This is a genomic window from Niabella hirudinis, from assembly GCF_051201075.1.
Lineage (GTDB): Bacteria > Bacteroidota > Bacteroidia > Chitinophagales > Chitinophagaceae > Niabella > Niabella hirudinis.
In genome coordinates this window covers 184,819-204,631 of sequence record NZ_JBPEHJ010000008.1, presented here as the reverse complement: position 1 = coordinate 204,631, position 19,813 = coordinate 184,819, and the positions used below count along the sequence as shown (strand labels likewise).

General features: G+C 47.7%; 16 protein-coding genes. 8 read left to right on the top strand and 8 right to left on the bottom strand.

What is annotated here, in order from left to right; genetic code table 11:
* Positions 1-137: 137 nt before the first annotated feature.
* The gene (locus tag GGU45_RS16070) at positions 138-1,385 is read left to right on the top strand and encodes a M16 family metallopeptidase (protein WP_435226433.1); all 1,248 of its coding nucleotides are present in this window, start codon (positions 138-140) and stop codon (positions 1,383-1,385) included.
* Positions 1,386-1,597: 212 nt separating this feature from the next.
* Here the strand turns inward: GGU45_RS16070 and GGU45_RS16065 are convergent, their stop codons facing one another.
* From GGU45_RS16065 to GGU45_RS16050, 4 genes are all read right to left on the bottom strand, one after another.
* The gene (locus GGU45_RS16065) at positions 1,598-2,260 is read right to left on the bottom strand and encodes a LytR/AlgR family response regulator transcription factor (RefSeq protein ID WP_435226431.1); all 663 of its coding nucleotides are present in this window, start codon (positions 2,258-2,260) and stop codon (positions 1,598-1,600) included.
* Between the two features lie 48 nt (positions 2,261-2,308).
* On the bottom strand, positions 2,309-3,451 hold the full coding sequence (locus GGU45_RS16060) for a TlpA family protein disulfide reductase (protein ID WP_435226429.1): 1,143 nt from the start codon (positions 3,449-3,451) through the stop codon (positions 2,309-2,311).
* Positions 3,452-3,629: 178 nt separating this feature from the next.
* Positions 3,630-5,126 carry a TlpA family protein disulfide reductase gene (locus tag GGU45_RS16055; RefSeq protein ID WP_435226428.1) on the bottom strand — a complete coding sequence of 499 codons (1,497 nt, stop codon included), beginning with the start codon at positions 5,124-5,126 and terminating at the stop codon, positions 3,630-3,632.
* Between the two features lie 2 nt (positions 5,127-5,128).
* On the bottom strand, positions 5,129-6,607 hold the full coding sequence (locus GGU45_RS16050; protein WP_435226426.1) for a sensor histidine kinase: 1,479 nt from the start codon (positions 6,605-6,607) through the stop codon (positions 5,129-5,131).
* A 208-nt stretch (positions 6,608-6,815) separates the two neighbouring features.
* Between GGU45_RS16050 and GGU45_RS16045 the strand changes: the two genes are divergently transcribed.
* The gene (locus GGU45_RS16045; protein ID WP_435226424.1) at positions 6,816-9,083 is read left to right on the top strand and encodes an FUSC family membrane protein; all 2,268 of its coding nucleotides are present in this window, start codon (positions 6,816-6,818) and stop codon (positions 9,081-9,083) included.
* Between the two features lie 173 nt (positions 9,084-9,256).
* Positions 9,257-11,404, top strand: a complete 2,148-nt coding sequence (gene feoB / locus GGU45_RS16040) for a ferrous iron transport protein B (protein WP_435226423.1) — start codon at positions 9,257-9,259, stop codon at positions 11,402-11,404.
* A gap of 174 nt (positions 11,405-11,578) precedes the next feature.
* Here the strand turns inward: feoB and GGU45_RS16035 are convergent, their stop codons facing one another.
* The gene (locus tag GGU45_RS16035; protein ID WP_435226422.1) at positions 11,579-11,773 is read right to left on the bottom strand and encodes a hypothetical protein; all 195 of its coding nucleotides are present in this window, start codon (positions 11,771-11,773) and stop codon (positions 11,579-11,581) included.
* Positions 11,774-12,085: 312 nt separating this feature from the next.
* On the opposite strand from GGU45_RS16035, the gene GGU45_RS16030 reads away from it, so the two are divergent.
* On the top strand, positions 12,086-15,343 hold the full coding sequence (locus GGU45_RS16030) for an amidohydrolase family protein (RefSeq protein ID WP_435226420.1): 3,258 nt from the start codon (positions 12,086-12,088) through the stop codon (positions 15,341-15,343).
* Positions 15,344-15,409: 66 nt separating this feature from the next.
* Here GGU45_RS16030 and GGU45_RS16025 read toward each other — a convergent pair whose 3' ends face one another.
* A complete protein-coding gene (locus tag GGU45_RS16025) occupies positions 15,410-15,877 on the bottom strand; it encodes a cytochrome c class I (RefSeq protein ID WP_435226419.1) in 468 nt (155 codons plus the stop codon).
* Positions 15,878-15,972: 95 nt separating this feature from the next.
* On the bottom strand, positions 15,973-16,113 hold the full coding sequence (locus tag GGU45_RS16020) for a hypothetical protein (protein ID WP_435226417.1): 141 nt from the start codon (positions 16,111-16,113) through the stop codon (positions 15,973-15,975).
* On the opposite strand from GGU45_RS16020, the gene GGU45_RS16015 reads away from it, so the two are divergent.
* Positions 16,112-16,573 carry a viral A-type inclusion protein gene (locus GGU45_RS16015; RefSeq protein ID WP_435226416.1) on the top strand — a complete coding sequence of 154 codons (462 nt, stop codon included), beginning with the start codon at positions 16,112-16,114 and terminating at the stop codon, positions 16,571-16,573. The two genes, GGU45_RS16020 and GGU45_RS16015, sit on opposite strands and share 2 nt — an antisense overlap.
* Positions 16,574-16,614: 41 nt before the next feature.
* Here the strand turns inward: GGU45_RS16015 and GGU45_RS16010 are convergent, their stop codons facing one another.
* A complete protein-coding gene (locus tag GGU45_RS16010) occupies positions 16,615-17,223 on the bottom strand; it encodes an adenylate kinase (RefSeq protein WP_435226414.1) in 609 nt (202 codons plus the stop codon).
* Positions 17,224-17,567: 344 nt separating this feature from the next.
* On the opposite strand from GGU45_RS16010, the gene msrB reads away from it, so the two are divergent.
* The 3 genes from msrB to GGU45_RS15995 all read left to right on the top strand — a co-directional run bounded on the left by msrB (position 17,568) and on the right by GGU45_RS15995 (position 19,758).
* Positions 17,568-18,131, top strand: coding sequence for a peptide-methionine (R)-S-oxide reductase MsrB (gene msrB / locus GGU45_RS16005; RefSeq protein WP_435226412.1), 564 nt, complete (start codon positions 17,568-17,570; stop codon positions 18,129-18,131).
* 214 nt (positions 18,132-18,345) lie between these two features.
* Positions 18,346-19,347 carry an SRPBCC family protein gene (locus GGU45_RS16000; RefSeq protein ID WP_435226410.1) on the top strand — a complete coding sequence of 334 codons (1,002 nt, stop codon included), beginning with the start codon at positions 18,346-18,348 and terminating at the stop codon, positions 19,345-19,347.
* A 168-nt stretch (positions 19,348-19,515) separates the two neighbouring features.
* Entirely contained in the window at positions 19,516-19,758 is a 243-nt protein-coding gene (locus GGU45_RS15995) for a DUF433 domain-containing protein (protein WP_435226408.1), read from the top strand.
* The last annotated feature ends 55 nt before the right edge of the window (positions 19,759-19,813 follow it).

Below are 19,813 nucleotides of genomic sequence, written 5' to 3'. Positions count from 1 at the left end.
TTTGAAATTTATTACAATCCAAAACAAGAAATTTCAAACCCGTATTGTGCCGTTGGTATAAAAACAAATTGAACAATGATCCGCCCTGGCGGAGATTTTGGGTCATATTGTTTGCCAAACGGTATTACATTTGCCAAATGATACAGTTTGACAGATTTACATTAGCGAACGGATTAAGAGTGATTGTGCACGAGGATACGGCTACCCCTACTGTGGTCATGAACATTTTGTACGATGTAGGAGCAAGGGACGAAGTACCACAGCAAACAGGCTTCGCTCATTTGTTTGAACACCTGATGTTTGGCGGATCGGTAAATATTCCCGAATACGATGAACCCCTGCAGCTGGCCGGGGGCGAGAACAACGCCTATACCACCAACGATCTTACCAATTACTATATACAGATTCCCAAAGAAAATATAGAGACGGCCTTCTGGCTGGAAAGCGATCGCATGCTTTCCCTGGCATTCAGCGAAAAGAGCCTGGAAGTGCAGCGTAAAGTGGTATGCGAGGAGTTCAAGGAACACTATCTCGAAAAGCCCTATGGCAATGCCTGGTTCAAAATGCGCGAACTGGCATACAAACAGCACCCCTACCGGTGGATGACCATCGGAAAGGAACTATCGCATATTGAAAATGCCCGACTGGAGGATGTAAAGCGCTTCTTTTTTAAACACTATCGCCCCAACAATGCCGTAATGGTAGTGGCCGGTAACATTACCACCGAAGCCGTAAAGGCCCTGTCTGAAAAGTGGTTTGGGGATATCCCATCAGGCGATCCTAAAACCAGGGAAGTTCCTGCCGAGCTCCCCCAAACGGAGGCAAGGCGGGAGACCGTTACTGCCGATGTTCCGCTGGATGCGTTTTATAAATGCTGGCATATCGGCGATCGCCTGAGCCCGGAATATTATGTGGCAGACCTGCTGACGGATATCCTGGGTGGCGGAGAATCTTCCCGCCTGTTTGAAAAACTGGTAAAGGAACAGCAGTTGTTTGTTAACATCCAGTGCTACCACATGGGCAGTATTGACCCGGGCATCATCTGTATTGAAGGAAAATTAGTGAAAGGCGTGGAAATGGAAGCAGCCGAGGCGGCCGTAGAAGCCATACTCCGGCAGGTAAAGGAAACGCCCATCCAAGAGGCAGAACTGCAAAAGGTAAAGAACAAAACCGAAAGCATGATGGCTTTTGAAGATATGAGCCTGCTGAACCGTGCCAACAGCCTGGCCTTTTATGAGCTGCTGGGGGATGCCGGTATGATGAATACCGAGCTGGACCGGTACAGTGCCGTTACCACACAGGATATCCAGGCAACGGCGCAAAAGGTCTTCCGGGAGGAAAACAGTAGCGCCCTGTATTACCACGCAAAGAAAGAGGCAATTTAGGCCCGGTGGGCCGTTTCTTGTTGGAGCCCGCACGACCGGGACGAGGTTCCAGGTTTAAAGTTTCAGGTTAGATCGGATCCGTTTTTATACCCGATGTGCCATTTATCGTTTCTTGTTTGACGTTTGGTTTGGCATTAACCGGGTTCTTTGTACATTAGTAGGTTTGTCCCAAATTCCCAAATTCCACATTTTCAAATCTTCAAATTCTCAAATTAACCAAACGCATAACTATTGCCAATCGGGAACTCCAGCAGACCAATAAACACCGACTGTTTGTTGAATTTGGTTACCTTATCCCTGGCCACTATATAGCTGCGGTGAATGCGCGTAAACTGATCGGAAGGTAGCAATTGCAGGATCTCATTAATGGTAATGCGCGTCATGATTTTTTTATGTTGAAGGATCACATTCACATAGTTGCCGGCGGCTTCAATATAAGTGATCTCATTCAGCTGTACCCGCACCTGTTCATACCCGTCCTTTAAAAAAATGAATTCCGGCTCTGCACCCTTGCCATTCTTCAGGGAAAACAACTCCTGCGCCCTGGTGCAGGCCTTTATAAACCGGGCCAGTGAAAAGGGCTTTAACAGGTAATCTACGGCGTTTACTTCAAAACCTTCCACCGCATGCTCCGTATATGCCGTAGTAAAAATGATCAGGGGCGGACTGGCGAGGCTCTTTGACAATTCAATGCCGCTGATGTCCGGCATTTTAATATCCAGGAAGATCAGGTCGATCTTATTTTTTTGCAGGTGATCAATCGCCTCAAAAGCATTGGTAAATACAGCTTCCAGCTTTATAAAGGGCACTTTGCCGGAAAGGTTCCGGATCACTTCCAGCGCTATGGGTTCGTCGTCTATTGCAATGGCATTCACGGTAAAATTTTTTATATTCGATCTGTCAGACTTTAAAGCCTAACGGAGTTATTGATTTAACACCGACTCAATCTGTTTGTAAAGCGCTTCCCCATTACTGGGCCTGTAAGCCTGTGAGGTAACAAGCCTGCCACTCCTGTCAAATATTGCATAGGCAGGATATGCACGGGGAACATCCTTGCTGTTTAGCAAGTCAACCCAAAAAGGTTCTATTTCTTTATCGGTTTTGTAAATATGATTGCCCGTCACATTATGAAGCAATACAAATTCCTTCCACTTTTCAATGTCACGGGGGTTCTCCATCGCTAAATATAAAAACACCACTTGGGTTTCGTTCCTGAAATGATCTTTCAAAGGCTTTGTATGCCGGGACATTTCTGCAACACAGGGGATGCACCAGGTACCCCAGATATCCAGGTAAACCACTTTTCCTTTGTAGGGTGCAATTAAAGAATCCAGAGACCTGATGCTGTCAGGATTTTTAACAAAGATGATGTTTTTGTTGCCCGCGGTTTTGGATATGCCTGCTTCTAATGCGCTGATTTCCCTCTTGCAGATATTCCGGAACCTGCTTCGCGGAAATTCTTTTATCAGCTGGTTAAAAATGACCTGTGACTTAACCAGCTCAAGATCACCGGCCCTGTCTAATGTTTGATTGGCCAGGTAACGTTCATAAAGCTTATCCGGGAGAACGGCCTTCGCATATATAATGCTTAAAAAGCCCTCTCCATATTTTTCTGCCTTTTTTTTGAGCGTGTCAATAGGCAATCCCAGTTTTTCCTCCATAAGAAGTTCCCCATTCGCTCTTGCCTGCAGGAAAAGTTCTGTGAGTTCATTTTCAACATAATTTTCCAGGAACCAGTTTGCCGACGGGCTATAAGACAGCAGATCCGTTTCCGGCAATGGCACTCCTTTAAGAGCAGTATCTGCCAGCACTTTCCAGGCCTCACCTCTTTGAGGTTTGTTTTTGATGCCATTTGAAAAGGCGGATATTTTATTGGCGTAGTAATATTGAATATTCCTTTTTTTACCCGGATACAAGCCGGCAATGGAATCCCGCTCCTTCCACACTGCCGGAAGCATTCTATTAATAATAGAATCCTTACCCCATGTATGGAATCCCTTTTTGAATAGTGAATTGATCAAAAGCTGCGCATTCTTCAAAATGCCGGGGTCTTCACTTCTCTTCACGAGCCGTTGCTCAGAAAGAGGCGCTGCCTGCTGAGAAAAAATAATTTTCGGAAAGCAAAACAAAAACAACAGAAGATATCCTTTCATCATAATAAACTTCAATTACAGCAGGATCGTTAAATGTACAAAAAATCTTTCTCCTTGTGTATTGGAACAATGGCCTTAACCCCTAACAGGCTTATTGATTCAACACCGATTCAATCTGTTTGTAAAGCACTTCTTTTTTACTGGGCCGCTCCGCTTTTGTTACCACCAGTTTTCCTGTTTTATCAAAAATAAAATATTGGGGATAATACTCGCTCTTATCCTCCGCACCGGCAAGCAGCTCCTTCCAGAAAGAGGCCATTTGCCCGCGGTTTTTTCTTAAATGGATCCCGGTTAATCCATTTACTTTAATAAACTCTTTCCATGCCGCATCTTTTTCATCATCATCCATATCCAGGTACACAAAGGCAACTTCTTTGTTTTTAAAATACTGTTTTAACCGGGGAGTAAATTTCAATTCATGTTTGCAGGGTCCGCACCAGGTACCCCATACATCCAGGTATACGACCTTCCCTTTTAAGGAATCAATGACCGGATAAATGGACGATACCGTATCATAATTAGCCACGATCTGTATCGCCTTATTGTTCTGGTTCTGCTCCAGCAATGCTTCCAGCTCCTTCACATTGTTTTTTAACGCAGGGTAATAGGAGCTGGACGGGTAGGTTTCCTTCAGCGCTTCAAGAAGGGCACCCGCAAATTTCAGATCCTTTTCAGTGTACCTGGTAAATACCTGCTGTGCCAGGTAGGCTTCGGCAATATCCGGGCTATTGGTGTTCTTTACAGCCAGCCAGTTGAGATACGGCTTCCCTTTTTGCTTTATAAGCGCCGTTCCGTTATCCAGGCTTATATTATAATAGGCCAAAGGTTCATTGGGCCGGCTGCCGGAGGCTTTCCATTGCTGCATAGCCTCCGATTCAAGGTACCCGATATAATTGTGTACAAACCAGTAATAAAATGGACCTGGATCCCCCACCGCAGATTTTGCAGATACAGATCCATAGAGCAGCGGATAAAAAGCCCGCAGTTGCGTCATATTCATAAAATCCTGTGCAAACTCGCCGGACCGGCAGTAAGCTGCAGAACGGACTTCCTGGATAAATAGCTTTTTTAATCGAAGTGAAAGCATGGTCTTTTCAAGGGCGGCTGTTTTCTCCAGCACATACTGCATCCAGGGCTGGATATAGGTGGTATAGATCACATCCGCGGCCTTATTTACAAGGGAGTCCCGGGGTGGTGGCGTTGTTAAAAAGCCGGGGTACTCTAAAGGGTCCGCTGCAAACAGCGCCTGGTTCTCTTTAAACAATGAGCCGCCCACTGGTTGTACATTTTCGGCTGCATTGCGATTGCTGATCTGCAGCGACTGGCCCGGCCGGGCATAGACCAGAACGGCTTTGCGCCCATACTCCAGGCGCACCAGCCTTTCTTTTTCCAGGGGAAACCGGAAGTTAAAGCTGCCGTCTTTTTCTACAGGAACCTCCAGTGGGTCCTGCGCAAAAAAATCGTATACAAAAGGCACCCGGATCGTTACCGATCCTTCCTTCAAACCACTGATGCGGCCGCTCAGCCGAAACTGTGCCTGTGCTGGTATTACAAGCAGCAACAGCAATAGCACTTTAATTCTTTTCATGCCTATAAATTGATGGTCAGGTGTACAAAAAAGTCTTTCGCTGTTTGCCGGATCACCAGCTCATGCCGCTCGGGATATTCAAGCAACAGGCGTTCCTTCACATTCTGCAGACCGATACCGCTTTTTAGCTTCTCCGGGTCGCCATCCGGTTTCAGGTGGATACTGTTCTGCACATCAAAATACAATATATTATTTTGGGTATGCAGCCCAATAGTGATGTAGGATGGCTCCTTCAGACTGATGCCATGTTTAAACGCATTCTCCACAAAAGGGATCAGCAGCATGGGGCTGATCTGGAGCGCGGAAGCCGGTTCATCGATCTTTACTTTTATAACAATATCCGGCGAATAAACGGTACGCAGCTTTTGAAGATCGATATAATTGTTCAGATAAGCCACTTCCCGCACCAGCAGGATCTTGTCCTGCATATTCTCATGCAGCATAAAACGCATCATATCCCCCAGCTTCTGAATCCCCTCGCCGGTGCGTTCGGCATTTTCCTGCAAGGCCGTTCCGTACAGGGTATTCAGCGCATTAAAAAGAAAATGCGGATTGATCTGGGAGCGCAGAAAACCCAGGTTAGCTTCTGACGAACCAAGCGCCGTTTTTAATCCCAGTTTTTCTTTCTGGTTCTTATAGATCCACCAGGCCAGCGGTATCACCACCAGGCCGGTCCACAACAACAACAGCACATAGACCCCAGGGAACGGCATTCCTCCTCCATTAGCCGTTGCCTTGCAAAATACGGTAGCAATAAAGTTGATCAGCAGTATAATGGGAATGATGCGCGATAAATAATACCCCGTCCACGCTTTCTTTACCGGCAGGCCGGGGATCAGCACATAAATATGAATGTACAATACCAGCAATGCATAGGGCAATACTATCGACCACAGGACCACCGCAAAAGGGGACCCATCATTACTGGCAAGCATAATAAAGATGACAAGCCAGGCCAAAACACTGAGACCGATAAACAGGAGCCGCGAGCCGTTGATTTCCTGTAATTTTTTCTTTAGCAGGGGACTGAACAGCAGAGCCTTTAATCCGAAATAAACCAGGTAAAACATATAGCTAACAGCCGCCACCGCAAAGCCCTGCGAAAAAAAGGACACGGTAACATCGCGCCGGGTTGGGTAATAATCTACCCCATACCGCCAGGCAAAAATATAGGTAAAACAAACCGACAAGGCCGCGGCAAGCAGCAGGTAAGTGCAGATCAGCAGCGTGATCTTAAAAAAACCTCTTGCTTTTGTTTCCACATACTGGGTAAGAAACAAAAATACCATGTAGCAGATCAGCACCACCGCAATCCAGGGCTGCAGGTAGTTGGTGTAAAAGCTATAAGGAATGCCATTCTCCTCAAACCGCTCCTGTAAATGAGGGACCGTCCGGTCGGTGGCAATCATGAATATAAAAAGCCCCGCCACCAGCGTGGCAATCAGTATTTCTATTTTCTGGAATATGTTTCTTGCTTTCATAGCACAAGATTAATACAGGTTGCCCATACGCTCCCTGCTTTTGTTACGGAACGGCCGTTTCCTGTGACGAATTTCTCGTTGCTCCCGGAAAAACTCCGTGGATCAGTGGCGCTTCGGTGCAGGATATGCGGGAATTTCTTCATATTTCTACGCCATCGGCGAAAGCCTCATTTCCTTAAACTCTTACTTGTTAGTAAATTTGTATGGCATGGATTATATAAAGGAATACCGGCAGTTTGTAAGCAGCTACTACTTTAATGAAGCAGTCCGTATTACTGTGGGCATTATCCTCCCCTCCGTCATCCTCAACTTTTTCGGGATGCTGGAAATTGGCCTGATCGCCTCCCTGGGCGCCATGGCAGTAAGCGCCGCTGACATTCCCGGCCCTATCAGGGAGCGTCGGAACGGCATGTTGGCCGCCCTTGCGCTCATCTTCTTTACAGACCTTATAACAGGATTTACGCATACGAATCAGTTGGTTACTGCCGTTCTGATCCTGGGTTTAAGTTTTTCATTGAGCATGCTGGGTGTATATAATGCCCGTACCAACGCCATTGGCTTTGCCGGGTTGCTGATCATGGTGCTTACACTTTACCACAAAGCCACTGGCTGGAATGTGGTATTGGATGGTATATACCTGCTTTGCGGGGGGGTGTGGTACATTGGCCTCAGCCTGGCATTGCACGGGGTACGCCCCTATAAAGTGATTCAGCAGGCGCTGGGCGATTCCATTATCTCCATAGCCGATTATCTGAAGACCCGCTCTTATTTTTATAATGAAGGGGTTAACTATGACAAAACCTATAAAAACCTGATGCTGCAGCAGCAAAAAGTACAGGACAAGCAGATCCTGGTGCGCGAAATGCTGTTTAAAAGCCGCAACATTGTAAAATCCACCACGCTCACGGGGCGGGGGCTGCTGGTGATCTTTGTAGAGACCGTGGACCTTTTTGAAAAGGCCAATGCCACTTTTTATAACTATGAATCCATGCACCAGCGGTTTGATGGCTCCAATATTCTTCCGCATTTTCAACGGGTGATCCTGGGTATGGTGGACGAGCTGTATGAAATAGGTGTTTCAGTGCAGGAAGGGCGCCGCTCAAAGGTATCCAGGAACCTGAACGATGAACTGCGGGAATTAAAACAACACTTTGAAAACTTCGTAAATACCCATCGCAACGCCGAAAACCTGGAAGCGCTGATCAATATGCGCAAGATCATGCAGTCTATCGAAGATATGATCCTTCGCATTTACACCCTGCATCACTACACCCGGTATGATCGCAAAGAGGTAAAGGAATACCGGCTAGCCGACAATTATGAATCTTTTATAGAAAAAACAGACCTGGACAGCGACCTGATCCGGGAAAACCTTACCCTGCAGTCCAATACCTTCCGGCACGCATTAAGGCTGAGCCTGGCCATGACCCTGGGTTATATTACGGCCATTCTGCTAAAGCTTGAGTACAGCTACTGGATCCTGCTAACGACCCTGGTAATTCTGAAACCCACTTACAGCGTTACCAAACAGCGCAACTACCAGCGGGTTATGGGCACCGTTATTGGAGCTTTGGGGGGCATTGGCCTGTTGTTCCTGCTCCAGACTTCCACGGGGAGGTTTACTGCTATGGTGGTGCTGATGATTGCCACATATAGCTTTATGCGCACCCGCTACCTGGTAAGCGTTACATTTATGACGGCCTATGTATTGATCCTGTTCTTTTTACTGGACAGCCGGAATTTTCATGTGGTGATCGAGAACCGGATCCTGGACACCCTCATCGGATCTGTAATCGCATTCCTTGCTACTTACATCATCCCCTCCTGGGAAAAAAAACAGGTAAACAGCTACATGGCCACCGCCCTGGAAAAAACCCGGGTCTATTTTGAAACCGTTTCCAGCGCCTATGTAAAAAATGAGCCGCCCCCCGATTACAAGCTCAGCCGCAAGGAAGCATTTGTAGCCCAGGCCAACCTTTCCGGAACCTTTTCCCGCATGCTGAGTGAGCCCAAGAGCAAACAAAAGAACATTAAAAAGATCCACCAGTTTGTGGTCATGATCTTTACCATCAATTCCCATATTGCCACGCTGGCCCACTACTCCAGACAGCTGGCGGCTAAATACCGCACCTATAATTTTCTGCCCACGATCGAAAATACCCTGCACGAACTTGAAAATACAGCCGGTATCCTTTCCGATGAGGAGGTACAACAGCCCGCTGCCCACAGCGACAGCCAATCGTTAAAAATGGCCGTAAAAGAACTGCTCGAAAAACGCCGGCACGAAATTCAGCAGGGATTAAGAGATACCGAAACCAAGGTAACCCTTGGCGAGCTAAAACCTATCATCGATCAATTCCTGCTCATCAGCCGTGCCTCCGGCGACCTGAACAAGCTGGCGGAAGAGATCACCGGTTTCAAAAATACCGGGGAAACCGAAAAAGCCCGGCAGGAATCGCTTTCGGCAGCGAAATAGCGTATTGCTCACAGATTCGCCAACGGGTGTTCTGTTTTCTTTTACAGATTCCACAGACCTAAGCAAACTTTAGGTCCCTCTGTGCAGATCTGTGTCCCGGTGCCATCCTATCGGGAGTGAGCCTTTCTCCGCGTTTATCACAAATACCGCATTTCGTAAACGATCATCCATTAATGATCCGTAAATTTGCGGCCCTGAGGATTTTGGAAAAGAAGCAGCTTCATATTGCGTTAGTAGGAAACCCCAACAGTGGTAAGAGTTCCCTGTTCAATTCCCTTACCGGCTTGAGCCAGAAGGTAGGCAATTTTCCCGGTGTAACAGTAGATAAAAAGACCGGAATTTCAAAAATTGGCCCATTTAATGCCAAAATCATTGACCTCCCGGGCACTTATAGTCTATATCCCCGCCGGCTGGACGAAGAAGTGGCTTATAAAGTGATCCTGAACCAGGATAAGGACCTGAAGGCCGATGTGATTGTAGTAGTGGCCGATGCCAGCAACCTGAAACGGAATTTGCTGTTCTGCAGCCAGATCATTGACCTGAAGCGCCCGGTAGTAATGGCGCTGACCATGATGGACCTGGCCCGGAAAAAAGGCATCCACATCAATATCAACGAGATGGAGCGCGAGCTGGGCATTCCTATTGTGGCCGTAAATCCACGGAAAAACAAGGGCATCGATCAACTGAAAAAGGCCGTGGAGCTGGTTTCCGGCAACCTGTTTAAAGCGCCCGTGCACAACTTTATTGATGTAGAAGCACTGGCCCCGCAGGCCATCGCAGGCGTGCAGCAGCTGGTGCCGGGCATCAGCCCTTATGAAGGCGTGCATTACCTCATCAATCACGAAACATTTACCCTTCCGGATACCCTGCAGGAGCAGATAGAACAAACAGAGATCGACCATCAGTTTAATCCCACCAAAACCCAGGCAGAGGAGATCCTGCAGCGGTATCAGCGCATCGGCAACGTGATGAACTTATCCGTTACCCTGCCCGATCCCAATAAAAAGTCCATCCTTACAGATAAGCTGGACAATATTTTCCTCCATCGCTTTTGGGGATACTTTATCCTGTTAGGCGTGCTGTTCCTGATGTTCCAGTGCGTATTCCTGATAGCATCCTACCCTATGGACTGGATCGAATCCGGCACCGCGGCCTTTAGCGGCTGGCTAAGCAATGTGCTGCCTCAAAATAACTTTTCGGACCTTTTAATAAACGGGATCATTGCCGGTTTGGGCGGCATCGTCATTTTTGTGCCGCAGATCATGATCCTTTTTGGGCTTATTACCCTTTTGGAAGATACCGGCTATATGGCCCGCATCAGCTTTTTAACGGACCGGGTCATGCGCAGTGTAGGACTCAATGGCAAAAGCGTAATGCCCATGATCAGCGGTTTTGCCTGTGCAGTACCAGCCATTATGAGCGCCCGCAACATTGAGAACCGGAAAGAGCGGCTGCTGACCATTTTGATCACCCCGCTCATGAGCTGTTCTGCCCGCCTGCCGGTATACGTGATCCTGGTAGGCCTGGTCATTCCCAAAACCTACTTCCTTGGCTTCATCAGCCTTCAGGGCCTTATGATGATGGGATTGTACCTGCTGGGCGTGGTATTTGCCCTCCTGGTTTCCTATGTAGCCAAGTTCTTTATAAAGAATAAAGAAAAAAGTTACTTTATCCTGGAGCTGCCTACCTACCGCGCTCCCCGTTGGAAAAATGCCCTGGAAACCATGGTCGAAAAAGCAAAGATCTTCGTGGTACAGGCCGGTAAGATCATCATGATCATCAGCATTATCCTTTGGTTCCTCAGCTCCTTTGGGCCCAAACACCGTATGCACACCGTACAACAGGAATACGAAACAGCCCTGGCCCTTCCCAATGCGGATACGGTGCTGATAGAGGAAACCCGTGCGGCAGCCAGGCTGGAAAACTCCTATGCCGGTATCATGGGTAAAACCATCGAGCCGGCGATCCGTCCACTGGGCTTCGACTGGAAAATCGGCATTGCCCTGGTAACCTCCTTTGCCGCCCGCGAAGTGTTTGTAGGTACCATGGCCACGCTGTATAGCGTAGAGGACGATGGCGGCGCCAATATGGCCCTGCGCGATAAAATGAACAAAGCCACTTTTGAGGACGGCAGCAAAGTATTTACGGTTGCCACCGGTGTATCGCTCCTTATATTTTATGTATTTGCCATGCTCTGCATGAGCACCCTGGCCATTGTAAAACGGGAGACCGGCTCCTGGAAATGGCCCCTCATCCAGCTGGCCTATATGACCGGGCTGGCCTATTCACTCAGCTTTATCACCTTCCAATTGCTAAAATAAAGGGCTTGGGCTATGGGCAGTACTGCATCCATCAGCTGCAGTCCGCCGCCCGTCTCCAATCTTTGCCCCACGCACATACCCTTCCGGCAAAGGATTTCCGCCTAAGCGGCGCAGCCCTTCGGCTTTTGTGCAAGGGATCCTGGCGACCGGCCGGACAGGCATCGCCTCAAAATGTTACCCCGGTTTCCTTGCCAACCCAAAGCCGTCAATTACCATAAAATGCGGCAGGAGTACGCCTTTCAGATCAAAAAGATGGCATCTTTTAATGGCAAACAGGCGCAGCGCGCCGTTAACCCTTATAATCATGAGCGCCCAAAAACCACCCGTAGCCGCAGCGCGGCGGTAATTTCCTGTGCACGGTTTGTACAAACCGAAATTATTACCGGTGCGCTGCACCTTTATCATTCGTATTGTCGCTTACCTATAGGTTTAGCGCTGCGCTGCAGCTTCCAGGGCAGAAATCAACCTGACGCCTATGCGAAGGTTCGGGATTATTTCAGCATCTATGCATATTGTCGTTCAATAGGCCCTGAAACAGGAATAGATCCCGGAACAAGCCCGGGATGACATCTTGGGCGACACATTACGTCTATGGGAGTGCGACAATTTGGAATGCACCCACCGCCAACTAAGTTTGCAGCTAATTTCCTACTTTCGGCACTTTATAAAACAATCAAGCACATGCGGTCTTTATTTTTTATCGGTCTTTGTTTTATCGGTTCTGTCATTGCGGCCCAGCCCAAAAAGGACTCCGTTAAACCAGCCCCAACCAAATGGGATGTAAACAACCCTCCGGGGCAACAATATAAAGAAGTATCCTTTTCTGTAAATGAAGGTACATGGATGAACCTGGACGTATCGCCCAAAGGCGATGAAGTGGTATTTGACCTCCTGGGCGATATTTACAGCATGCCCATCACCGGCGGTACCGCCCGGGTACTGCGGCAAGGCCTGGCCTACGAGGTACAGCCGCGCTTTAGCCCCGATGGTAAAAAGATCCTGTTTACCTCCGATGCAGGCGGGGGTGATAATATATGGGTAATGGACCGGGATGGCCGCAACGCCCGCCAGGTAACCAAAGAAAATTTCCGGCTGCTGAACAATGCCGTATGGTCGCCGGAGGGCAATTATATAATAGCCCGCAAACATTTCACCGCAGGCCGCTCATTGGGCGCCGGCGAAATATGGATGTATCATATCAGCGGCGGCGATGGCATGCAGCTAACCAAACGCAAGAATGATCAACAGGATGTGAACGAACCTTCAGCATCACCCGATGGCCGTTACATTTATTACAGCGAGGATATGTATCCCGGTGGCTTTTTCCAATACAATAAAGACCCTAATAACGAGATCTATGTGATCAAACGCTATGACCGCGAAAAAGGCGAAACCGAAACCATTACCGGCGGCGGGGGAAGCGCTTTCAGGCCACAGGTAGCTCCCGACGGAAAAACACTGGCCTTTGTAAGAAGGGTACGCACCAAAACCGTTTTATACCTCCGCAATATTGAAACCGGGGAGGAATGGCCGGTTTACGACAAGCTTAGCAAGGACCAGCAGGAGGCCTGGGCTATTTTTGGTGTTTATACCGGTTTTGCATGGATGCCGGATGGAAAGGAGATCGTAATATGGGCCAATGGTAAGCTGAACCGGGTATCCATCAATGGCAGCAACGCCTCCACAGAGATCCCCTTTACCTGTAATGTAACTCAAAAAATTGCAGAAGCGGTACGCATAAAGCAAAACCTCAATAAAAACCAGGATACCACCCATGTGCTCAGGAACCTGGTCACCGCACCTAACGGCAAATTCATCATCTACAATGCCCTGGGGTCCCTGTGGAAACAGGAGCTACCCAATGGCAAAGCCACACGCCTTACCAAATCAGACGACATCGAGGATCAGCCTTCTTTTTCAAAAGACGGCCGCTGGCTTACCTATATCAGCTGGAACGATAGCTCCATGGGCGGCATTCATGTAATGGATCTTACAAAAGGCAGCTCCCGCAGGCTCAATATTGAAAAAGGCATTTACACCAACCCTGCTTTTAGCCCCGATGGCAAAATCATCGTGTACTGCAAGGAAGGCGGCGACAATGTGCTGGGCAACGCATTTAATACAAATACCGGGATCTATACAGCAGATGCAACCGGCGCCTCTCAACCTATCCGTATTATTGAAAATGGCAGTGCCCCTTACTTTGATGCCACCGGTGCTCATATCTATTTTCAAAGAGGCAAGAACCTGGTTACCTGCAAAAAGGACGGCACCGAAGAAAAAACAGCGGCCACCAGCAACTATGGCAGCCAGTACATCCTGTCGCCGGACGGCAACTGGCTGGCCTTTGTAGACCTGCATAAAGTGTATATAGCCGCTTTTCCAAAAACCGGCAAAACCCTGGAGATCGCCGGCGGCTCCAATACCGTACCGGTACAACTGGTGGCCAAAGACGCCGGCTACAACCTGCACTGGAACGCCAATAGCCGGGAGCTGCATTATAACCTGGGCAATGAATATTTTACCATTCCACTAAAACAATATTTCAAATTCCTGGATGAAAAAGATACAACAGCCCCATCGGTTACTGCAAAAGGTATTCCCGTTGGCATTACTTATACGCCTGATAAACCAAAAGGATTGATGGCCTTTACCAATGCCCGCATTATTACGATGAACAATAATACCGTTATTGAGAAAGGCACGGTACTGATAGAGGGCAACCTGCTGAAAGCCGTTGGAACCAGCAGTGAGGTAACCATTCCCGCAGGTACAAAAGTCATCGATTGTGCCGGAAAAACCATCCTGCCCGGTTTTGTGGATGCCCATGCACATGGTAATCATTTCAGGAGCGGCATTACCCCTCAAAAGCACTGGCCTTACTATACTAATCTTGCCTTTGGCGTAACCACCATGCACGACCCATCTGCCAATAGCGAGCTTGTTTTTGCGCAAAGCGAAATGATAAAAGCCGGCAAAATGGTGGGCCCCCGGGTATTCAGTACCGGAACAGTGCTGTATGGCGCCGATGGAAGTTTTAAAGCCGTGATCAATTCACTGGATGACGCGCGCAGCGCCATCCGGAGAACAAAGGCCTTTGGTGCGTTCTCCGTAAAAAGCTACAACCAGCCGCGCAGGGAGCAAAACCAGCAGATTATTGCCGCAGCAAAGGAACTGGGCGTATTGGTGGTACCCGAGGGCGGCTCCTTTTTCTATCACAATATGGCCATGATCAACGACGGACACACTACCATTGAACACAACCTTCCCATTGCCGTATTACAGGATGATGTGATCCAGCTGTGGAAACGCTCAAAAACAGCCTATACCCCTACCCTTATTGTAAACTACGGCTCTGTTTCCGGTGAATATTATTGGTACCAGCACACCAATGTGTGGGAAAATGAAAAACTGTTGAAATACACACCCCGCGCGGTTATTGACCAGCGCAGCCGGCACCGCACCATGCTGCCCGAAGAGGAATATGAAAACGGTCATATCCTTAGCTCCAAAAGCGTTAAAAAACTCAACGATGCCGGTGTCACCATCAACATGGGTGCGCACGGGCAAATACAGGGCATTGGCGCACACTGGGAAATATGGATGATGGCACAGGGCGGCATGAGCCCGCTGCAGGCACTGCAAACCGCTACGATCAACTCCGCCCGCAGCCTTGGGCTGGACGACTGGATCGGCTCCCTGCAAACCGGAAAACTAGCCGACCTCATCATACTGGATGCCAACCCGCTGGAGAATATCCGTAATACAGAATCGGTAAAATATGTAATGGTAAATGGTCGTTTATACGATACCGACACCATGAACGAAACCGGTAATAATCAAACCCCGCGCAGTAAATTTTACTGGGAACTGGGAAGAAGAAGCAGCGCCTTTAACTGGCAGGACGGCGGCGGTACACAGGAAATGGATACGGATTAGTAAGCAATCGGCCTTTAGCGATCAGTTTTAAACCCAACGGCAAAACTGATCGCTGAAAGCTGACGGCTAATCGCCAGCTCCACCTTGTTTTACTTCTTTATATACGGAAACTACATTATCCTTCTCCAGTGAAGCTTCATCGGCCTTCACTTTCCAGGTAAGCTTTCCGTTAGTATAGATAGTAGCACCATTTTCCTTTTCGCCCTTCATTAGTTTTACGGATTCACCCTTTATTTTTAACTCCGCTACTCCCATATCACCAGAACTGTGATACACAGCGGTAATTATTTCCCCTTTGTTGTTCGAATATCTTTTTTCATTTTTGTCCACCTCCGGTGGCGCAGCAGTAGCAGTACTGTCCACTGTTGCCGTATTGGTTCTTACACTGTCTGCCGGATCTGTTAAGGGAGTCATATCAGGTGCCGTTGCAGAATCGCCGGAAGAAGGAGCTGGCGCACTATCTGCAGAAGGATTACTGTTGCAGGCCAGCAATACTATAAATACAACGGATAATAAATAATTTTGTTTTTTCATCGCATTCGATTTCCTGTTAAAAATAAAAGGCCCCGCGCGCCGCGGGGGATATTGCCCTCATTTTGCTACAACTACTAAGATACAATAATCGTTCCTTAACCGGTCCATACTTCTTTTGCTACCGTTGCGAAACCGTTGCGCACATTGCGGTTTAGCATCAAATGCCGGATATAACTGAAAGTATGCATTTGCCGGGTAACTATTCCTACCTTTGCGTTTAAAATTTCCAGGTTCATGAAATCATTTTTTTTCTCAGCAGCAATCGTCCTGTTAATGGCCTGCGGCAATAGTGGACAGCAATCCGTTTCCGATACGGAAGATGGCCCAAAAACGAAAGCAGACAGTCTTTTACAGGAAGTGATCAACGGGCATGATATAGCCATGCCAAAAATGAAAAAACTGGAGCGGCTGATGAAGGAGTCAAAATCGGCGATCGACTCGCTTGGTAAATTACCGGCGGCGGCTCAAAAACAACAGCAGGCGCTTCGGGCAAAATTGGACACCATATACGCTGACCTCAGCGGTGCGGATAAAGCCATGAACGAATGGATGAACGGCTTTAAATACGACTCATTACAGCACAATGAACCCGGGCGGATCAAATACCTGGAAGATCAGAAAACAAAGGTAAACCAGGTGAAGGATGCCGTACTGAGCAGCATCAGCAAGGCGGAGGAAGTATTAGGCAGCAAATAAAAAACCGTCTCCTGGTTACTGAAGACGGTCTCCTGATTTTTTTAGTCAAATGCTTCCTGCTCTTCGCGCTGCCGGTCCAGCGCTTTATCTATTTGGGTGCCAAGTGCATTTGAAATATCTTCTACCGAGCCCTCACCGGGGATGGCTTTAAACCTGCGCAATGCTTTATAATGTTCCGCAACGGGAGCCGTTTCATTCTGATAAACGGAAAAGCGGTTGCGGATCACCGCTTCATTGGTATCATCCGAACGGCCGGAGGTCTTGCCTCTTTCGAGCAGGCGTTTTACCAGCTCCTCTTCAGAAACCTCAAGTGCCAGCACACTATGAATGGCGGTACGCTTCAGTTCCAGCAGTCTGTCCAATGCCCTGGCCTGGTTAGCGGTACGCGGAAAGCCGTCAAACAAAAATCCTTTGGCATCTTTATGCAGCTCCAGGCAATTATCGATCATGCCAATCACTACTTCATCCGGAACCAGCTGCCCTTTGTCCATAAAATTCTTCGCTTCGATACCCAGCGGTGTTTTCTCAGCAATTTCAGAACGTAACAGGTTTCCTGTAGAAAGGTGCACCAAACCGTACTTCTCCACCAAACGATCGGATTGGGTTCCTTTTCCACTGCCCGGAGGGCCAAATAATATTAAGTTAAACATTTACGCTTTTCTTTTAAAGTGATGCCAACAAATATAGCAAAGCTTGGGGAAAAACGGCGGTTCTGTCTTATTTATTAAAATTTTTGAAAAATGCAGCCAAGGCTGTATCAAAAGTCGCTGTTTTGTCATGCCGTCCCCATAGCGACCGGGATTGTTTCGTCATCTAATGATGATTGTTCGTCAATAGATGCTGAAACAAGAATAAATCCCCGGTCGAGCCCCGGATGACATCTTCAGAACGACATCATGCTGTAACGCGATTTTTGAGACAGCCCCCTGTTTACCGCCACATGCTCAAAACATTTTGCATTGTATCTTTGTTTTATAATATAATAAATGTCGCCATGAAGTATTTACCTGTATTGCTGGTTACCATCAGCCTGTTATTTCAACACTGTGGCTATTCCCAATCCAGGCCCGGCGCCCAGCCAGATTCAATAAATATGAAAAAAGAAAACAACCCCGTTTACTCCCGCTCCGACAGTTCAAAAGTGAATCTACCGGAAGATGAATGGAAAAAAATATTGCCCGAAGAGGTCTACTATATTGCCCGTCAGAAGGGAACCGAGCGACCCTGGACCAGCAAATATGAAACCTCTAAGGAAATAGGCACCTATTATTGCGCAGCCTGTGGTAATCCGTTATTCAAAAGCGATACCAAGTTTGAAAGCGGTTGTGGTTGGCCCAGTTTTTATCAACCCATCAGCAAAACCAGTGTTGTTTACCTTGAGGACCGATCCCACGGAATGGTACGCACCGAGGTAGAATGCGGGCGTTGTAAAGCGCACCTGGGCCATGTATTTGATGATGGCCCTCCCCCTACGCGGCTGCGCTATTGCATTAATGGAGTGATCCTTGACTTTGAAAAGGCAAAAAAAGCAGAAGAAGGATATAAAAAGACCCCTTAGCGCCAGCGCCGTACTTTTATTTCCCGGTCATTCAGGCTCCGGGAGCCCCCTGCTCAGGACCGTTTTATTTACCTCATAAATATTTGGGCATTTGGGTAGCAGGCTTCTCTTTCTACTTCACAAGGGATGAATTAGTTATTTTTTATAGCTAATCCATTCTTTTTTTTATCCATTGCCCGGTATAAGCATCTATTTTTGTGCACAAAAAGCACGCATGAAATTTATCAGAGGGATTCTGTTGTTCCTTGTTTTTTTGACTATTTCGTTATTTGCCTTCTCGCTTCTTGCCCCGGATAAGCAGCAAGTGGTTAAATCCATTGTCATCAATGCTCCGGTAAAAAAAGTATACGAGCAGATAGTCCTGCTGCAAAACTTCAATAACTGGTCCGTTTGGGGGCAGTCGGATTCTTCTATTCGCTATACATCCAACCAATTCCCCGATGGGCAGGTAGGCACTACCATCATGTGGGAGGGTAATGCGCTGCTATCCGGAAAAGGGAAAATTGCGCTCACCGGCCTGCTGCCCCAAAAACAAATCAGCCATCATATCAGTCTGCTGGAGCCGCAAAAACTGGAAGCCGACTCGCGGTTCGACTTGCAGGAACAAGGCAATGCTACCACCGTTACCTGGACTTTTACCATTCCCTCAAAGAAACCCTGGAATGTGTTCAATCTGTTTTTCAGTCTTGACAAAGAAAAAGGGACCGACTTTGAGAGGGGGTTACAGGCCTTGAAGCTGATCATTGAAAAATCGCCGGTTAAAGACAGGAATGCCCCGCGGGTTATTGCAGCACATTTTGCACAAACCCAGTATGTGGCCATCAAACAGCGGGTGCTTTGGGCGGATTTACCCGGTTTTTTTAACACGCATTTTCATCACCTGGAACATTACACGTTAAAAGACAGTGCAACCACGCCCCTACGTACCGGGCTTTTTTACAAAAAGGACCAAAAAGAGCTGCAAAGCGATGTGGCGGCGGCCATCGAAGTTCCTGCAGGGTTCCGCCCGCAACTGCAAACACCGGAGGAACTGATCGGCATTCCCGCCTCAAAAACATTGGAAGCCGGTACAAAAAACGACCCTGCGTTAAAAGACCTTGCTTACAAAACGCTGGATGACTATGTGGCAGAAAAACAGCTCAAGGTAAAGACACCGGTTATTGAGCAATACAATATAAAGGACTCCACGATGCGTATTATCTACCTGGTGGAATGAGCGGAGAACAACCTATGCATGAAGTCTTTATTTATTCTGAACATTCTTCAAATTCCTTTAACTCTATCAAAAAGGCTGTTGTTGTAGTAGGCCCCAGGCTTTGGTGTTCTGTTAAGCCAGAGGAAGATATCACAAATTTGCTTACCTTACAGTAAACTTCACCCAAAAATGAACCCCTATCAACAGGAGCTTTTAAATCGTATTACAATAATACCGGGCCTAATGAGTGGCAAACCCACCATTCGGGGGATGCGGTTCCCTGTTGGCGATATCCTCGAAACGTTGGCAAGCGGTATCAGCGAAGACAGCATCCTGGAACAACACCCGATTCTTGAGAAAAAGGATATTTCCGCCGCTTTATTGTATGCCTCTTTGAAAATGAAAAACACAGTAGTTGTCCATGCTGCCTGATTGGGAAATCTGGCTGGATATTCATCTTTCACCCATTATTGCAAAATGGATGACT

Bases quoted from the DNA above. Each gene is read 5' to 3' on its own strand.
- GGU45_RS16010 (WP_435226414.1), bottom strand. From the start codon at position 17,223: ATGTTTAACTTAATATTATTTGGCCCTCCGGGCAGTGGAAAAGGAACC.
- feoB (WP_435226423.1), top strand. From the start codon at position 9,257: ATGATCCGTAAATTTGCGGCCCTGAGGATTTTGGAAAAGAAGCAGCTT.
- GGU45_RS16015 (WP_435226416.1), top strand. From the start codon at position 16,112: ATGAAATCATTTTTTTTCTCAGCAGCAATCGTCCTGTTAATGGCCTGC.
- GGU45_RS16045 (WP_435226424.1), top strand. From the start codon at position 6,816: ATGGATTATATAAAGGAATACCGGCAGTTTGTAAGCAGCTACTACTTT.
- GGU45_RS16050 (WP_435226426.1), bottom strand. From the start codon at position 6,607: ATGAAAGCAAGAAACATATTCCAGAAAATAGAAATACTGATTGCCACG.
- GGU45_RS16025 (WP_435226419.1), bottom strand. From the start codon at position 15,877: ATGAAAAAACAAAATTATTTATTATCCGTTGTATTTATAGTATTGCTG.
- GGU45_RS16055 (WP_435226428.1), bottom strand. From the start codon at position 5,126: ATGAAAAGAATTAAAGTGCTATTGCTGTTGCTGCTTGTAATACCAGCA.
- msrB (WP_435226412.1), top strand. From the start codon at position 17,568: ATGAAGTATTTACCTGTATTGCTGGTTACCATCAGCCTGTTATTTCAA.
- GGU45_RS16000 (WP_435226410.1), top strand. From the start codon at position 18,346: ATGAAATTTATCAGAGGGATTCTGTTGTTCCTTGTTTTTTTGACTATT.
- GGU45_RS16070 (WP_435226433.1), top strand. From the start codon at position 138: ATGATACAGTTTGACAGATTTACATTAGCGAACGGATTAAGAGTGATT.
- GGU45_RS16020 (WP_435226417.1), bottom strand. From the start codon at position 16,113: ATGAACCTGGAAATTTTAAACGCAAAGGTAGGAATAGTTACCCGGCAA.
- GGU45_RS16030 (WP_435226420.1), top strand. From the start codon at position 12,086: ATGCGGTCTTTATTTTTTATCGGTCTTTGTTTTATCGGTTCTGTCATT.
- GGU45_RS15995 (WP_435226408.1), top strand. From the start codon at position 19,516: ATGAACCCCTATCAACAGGAGCTTTTAAATCGTATTACAATAATACCG.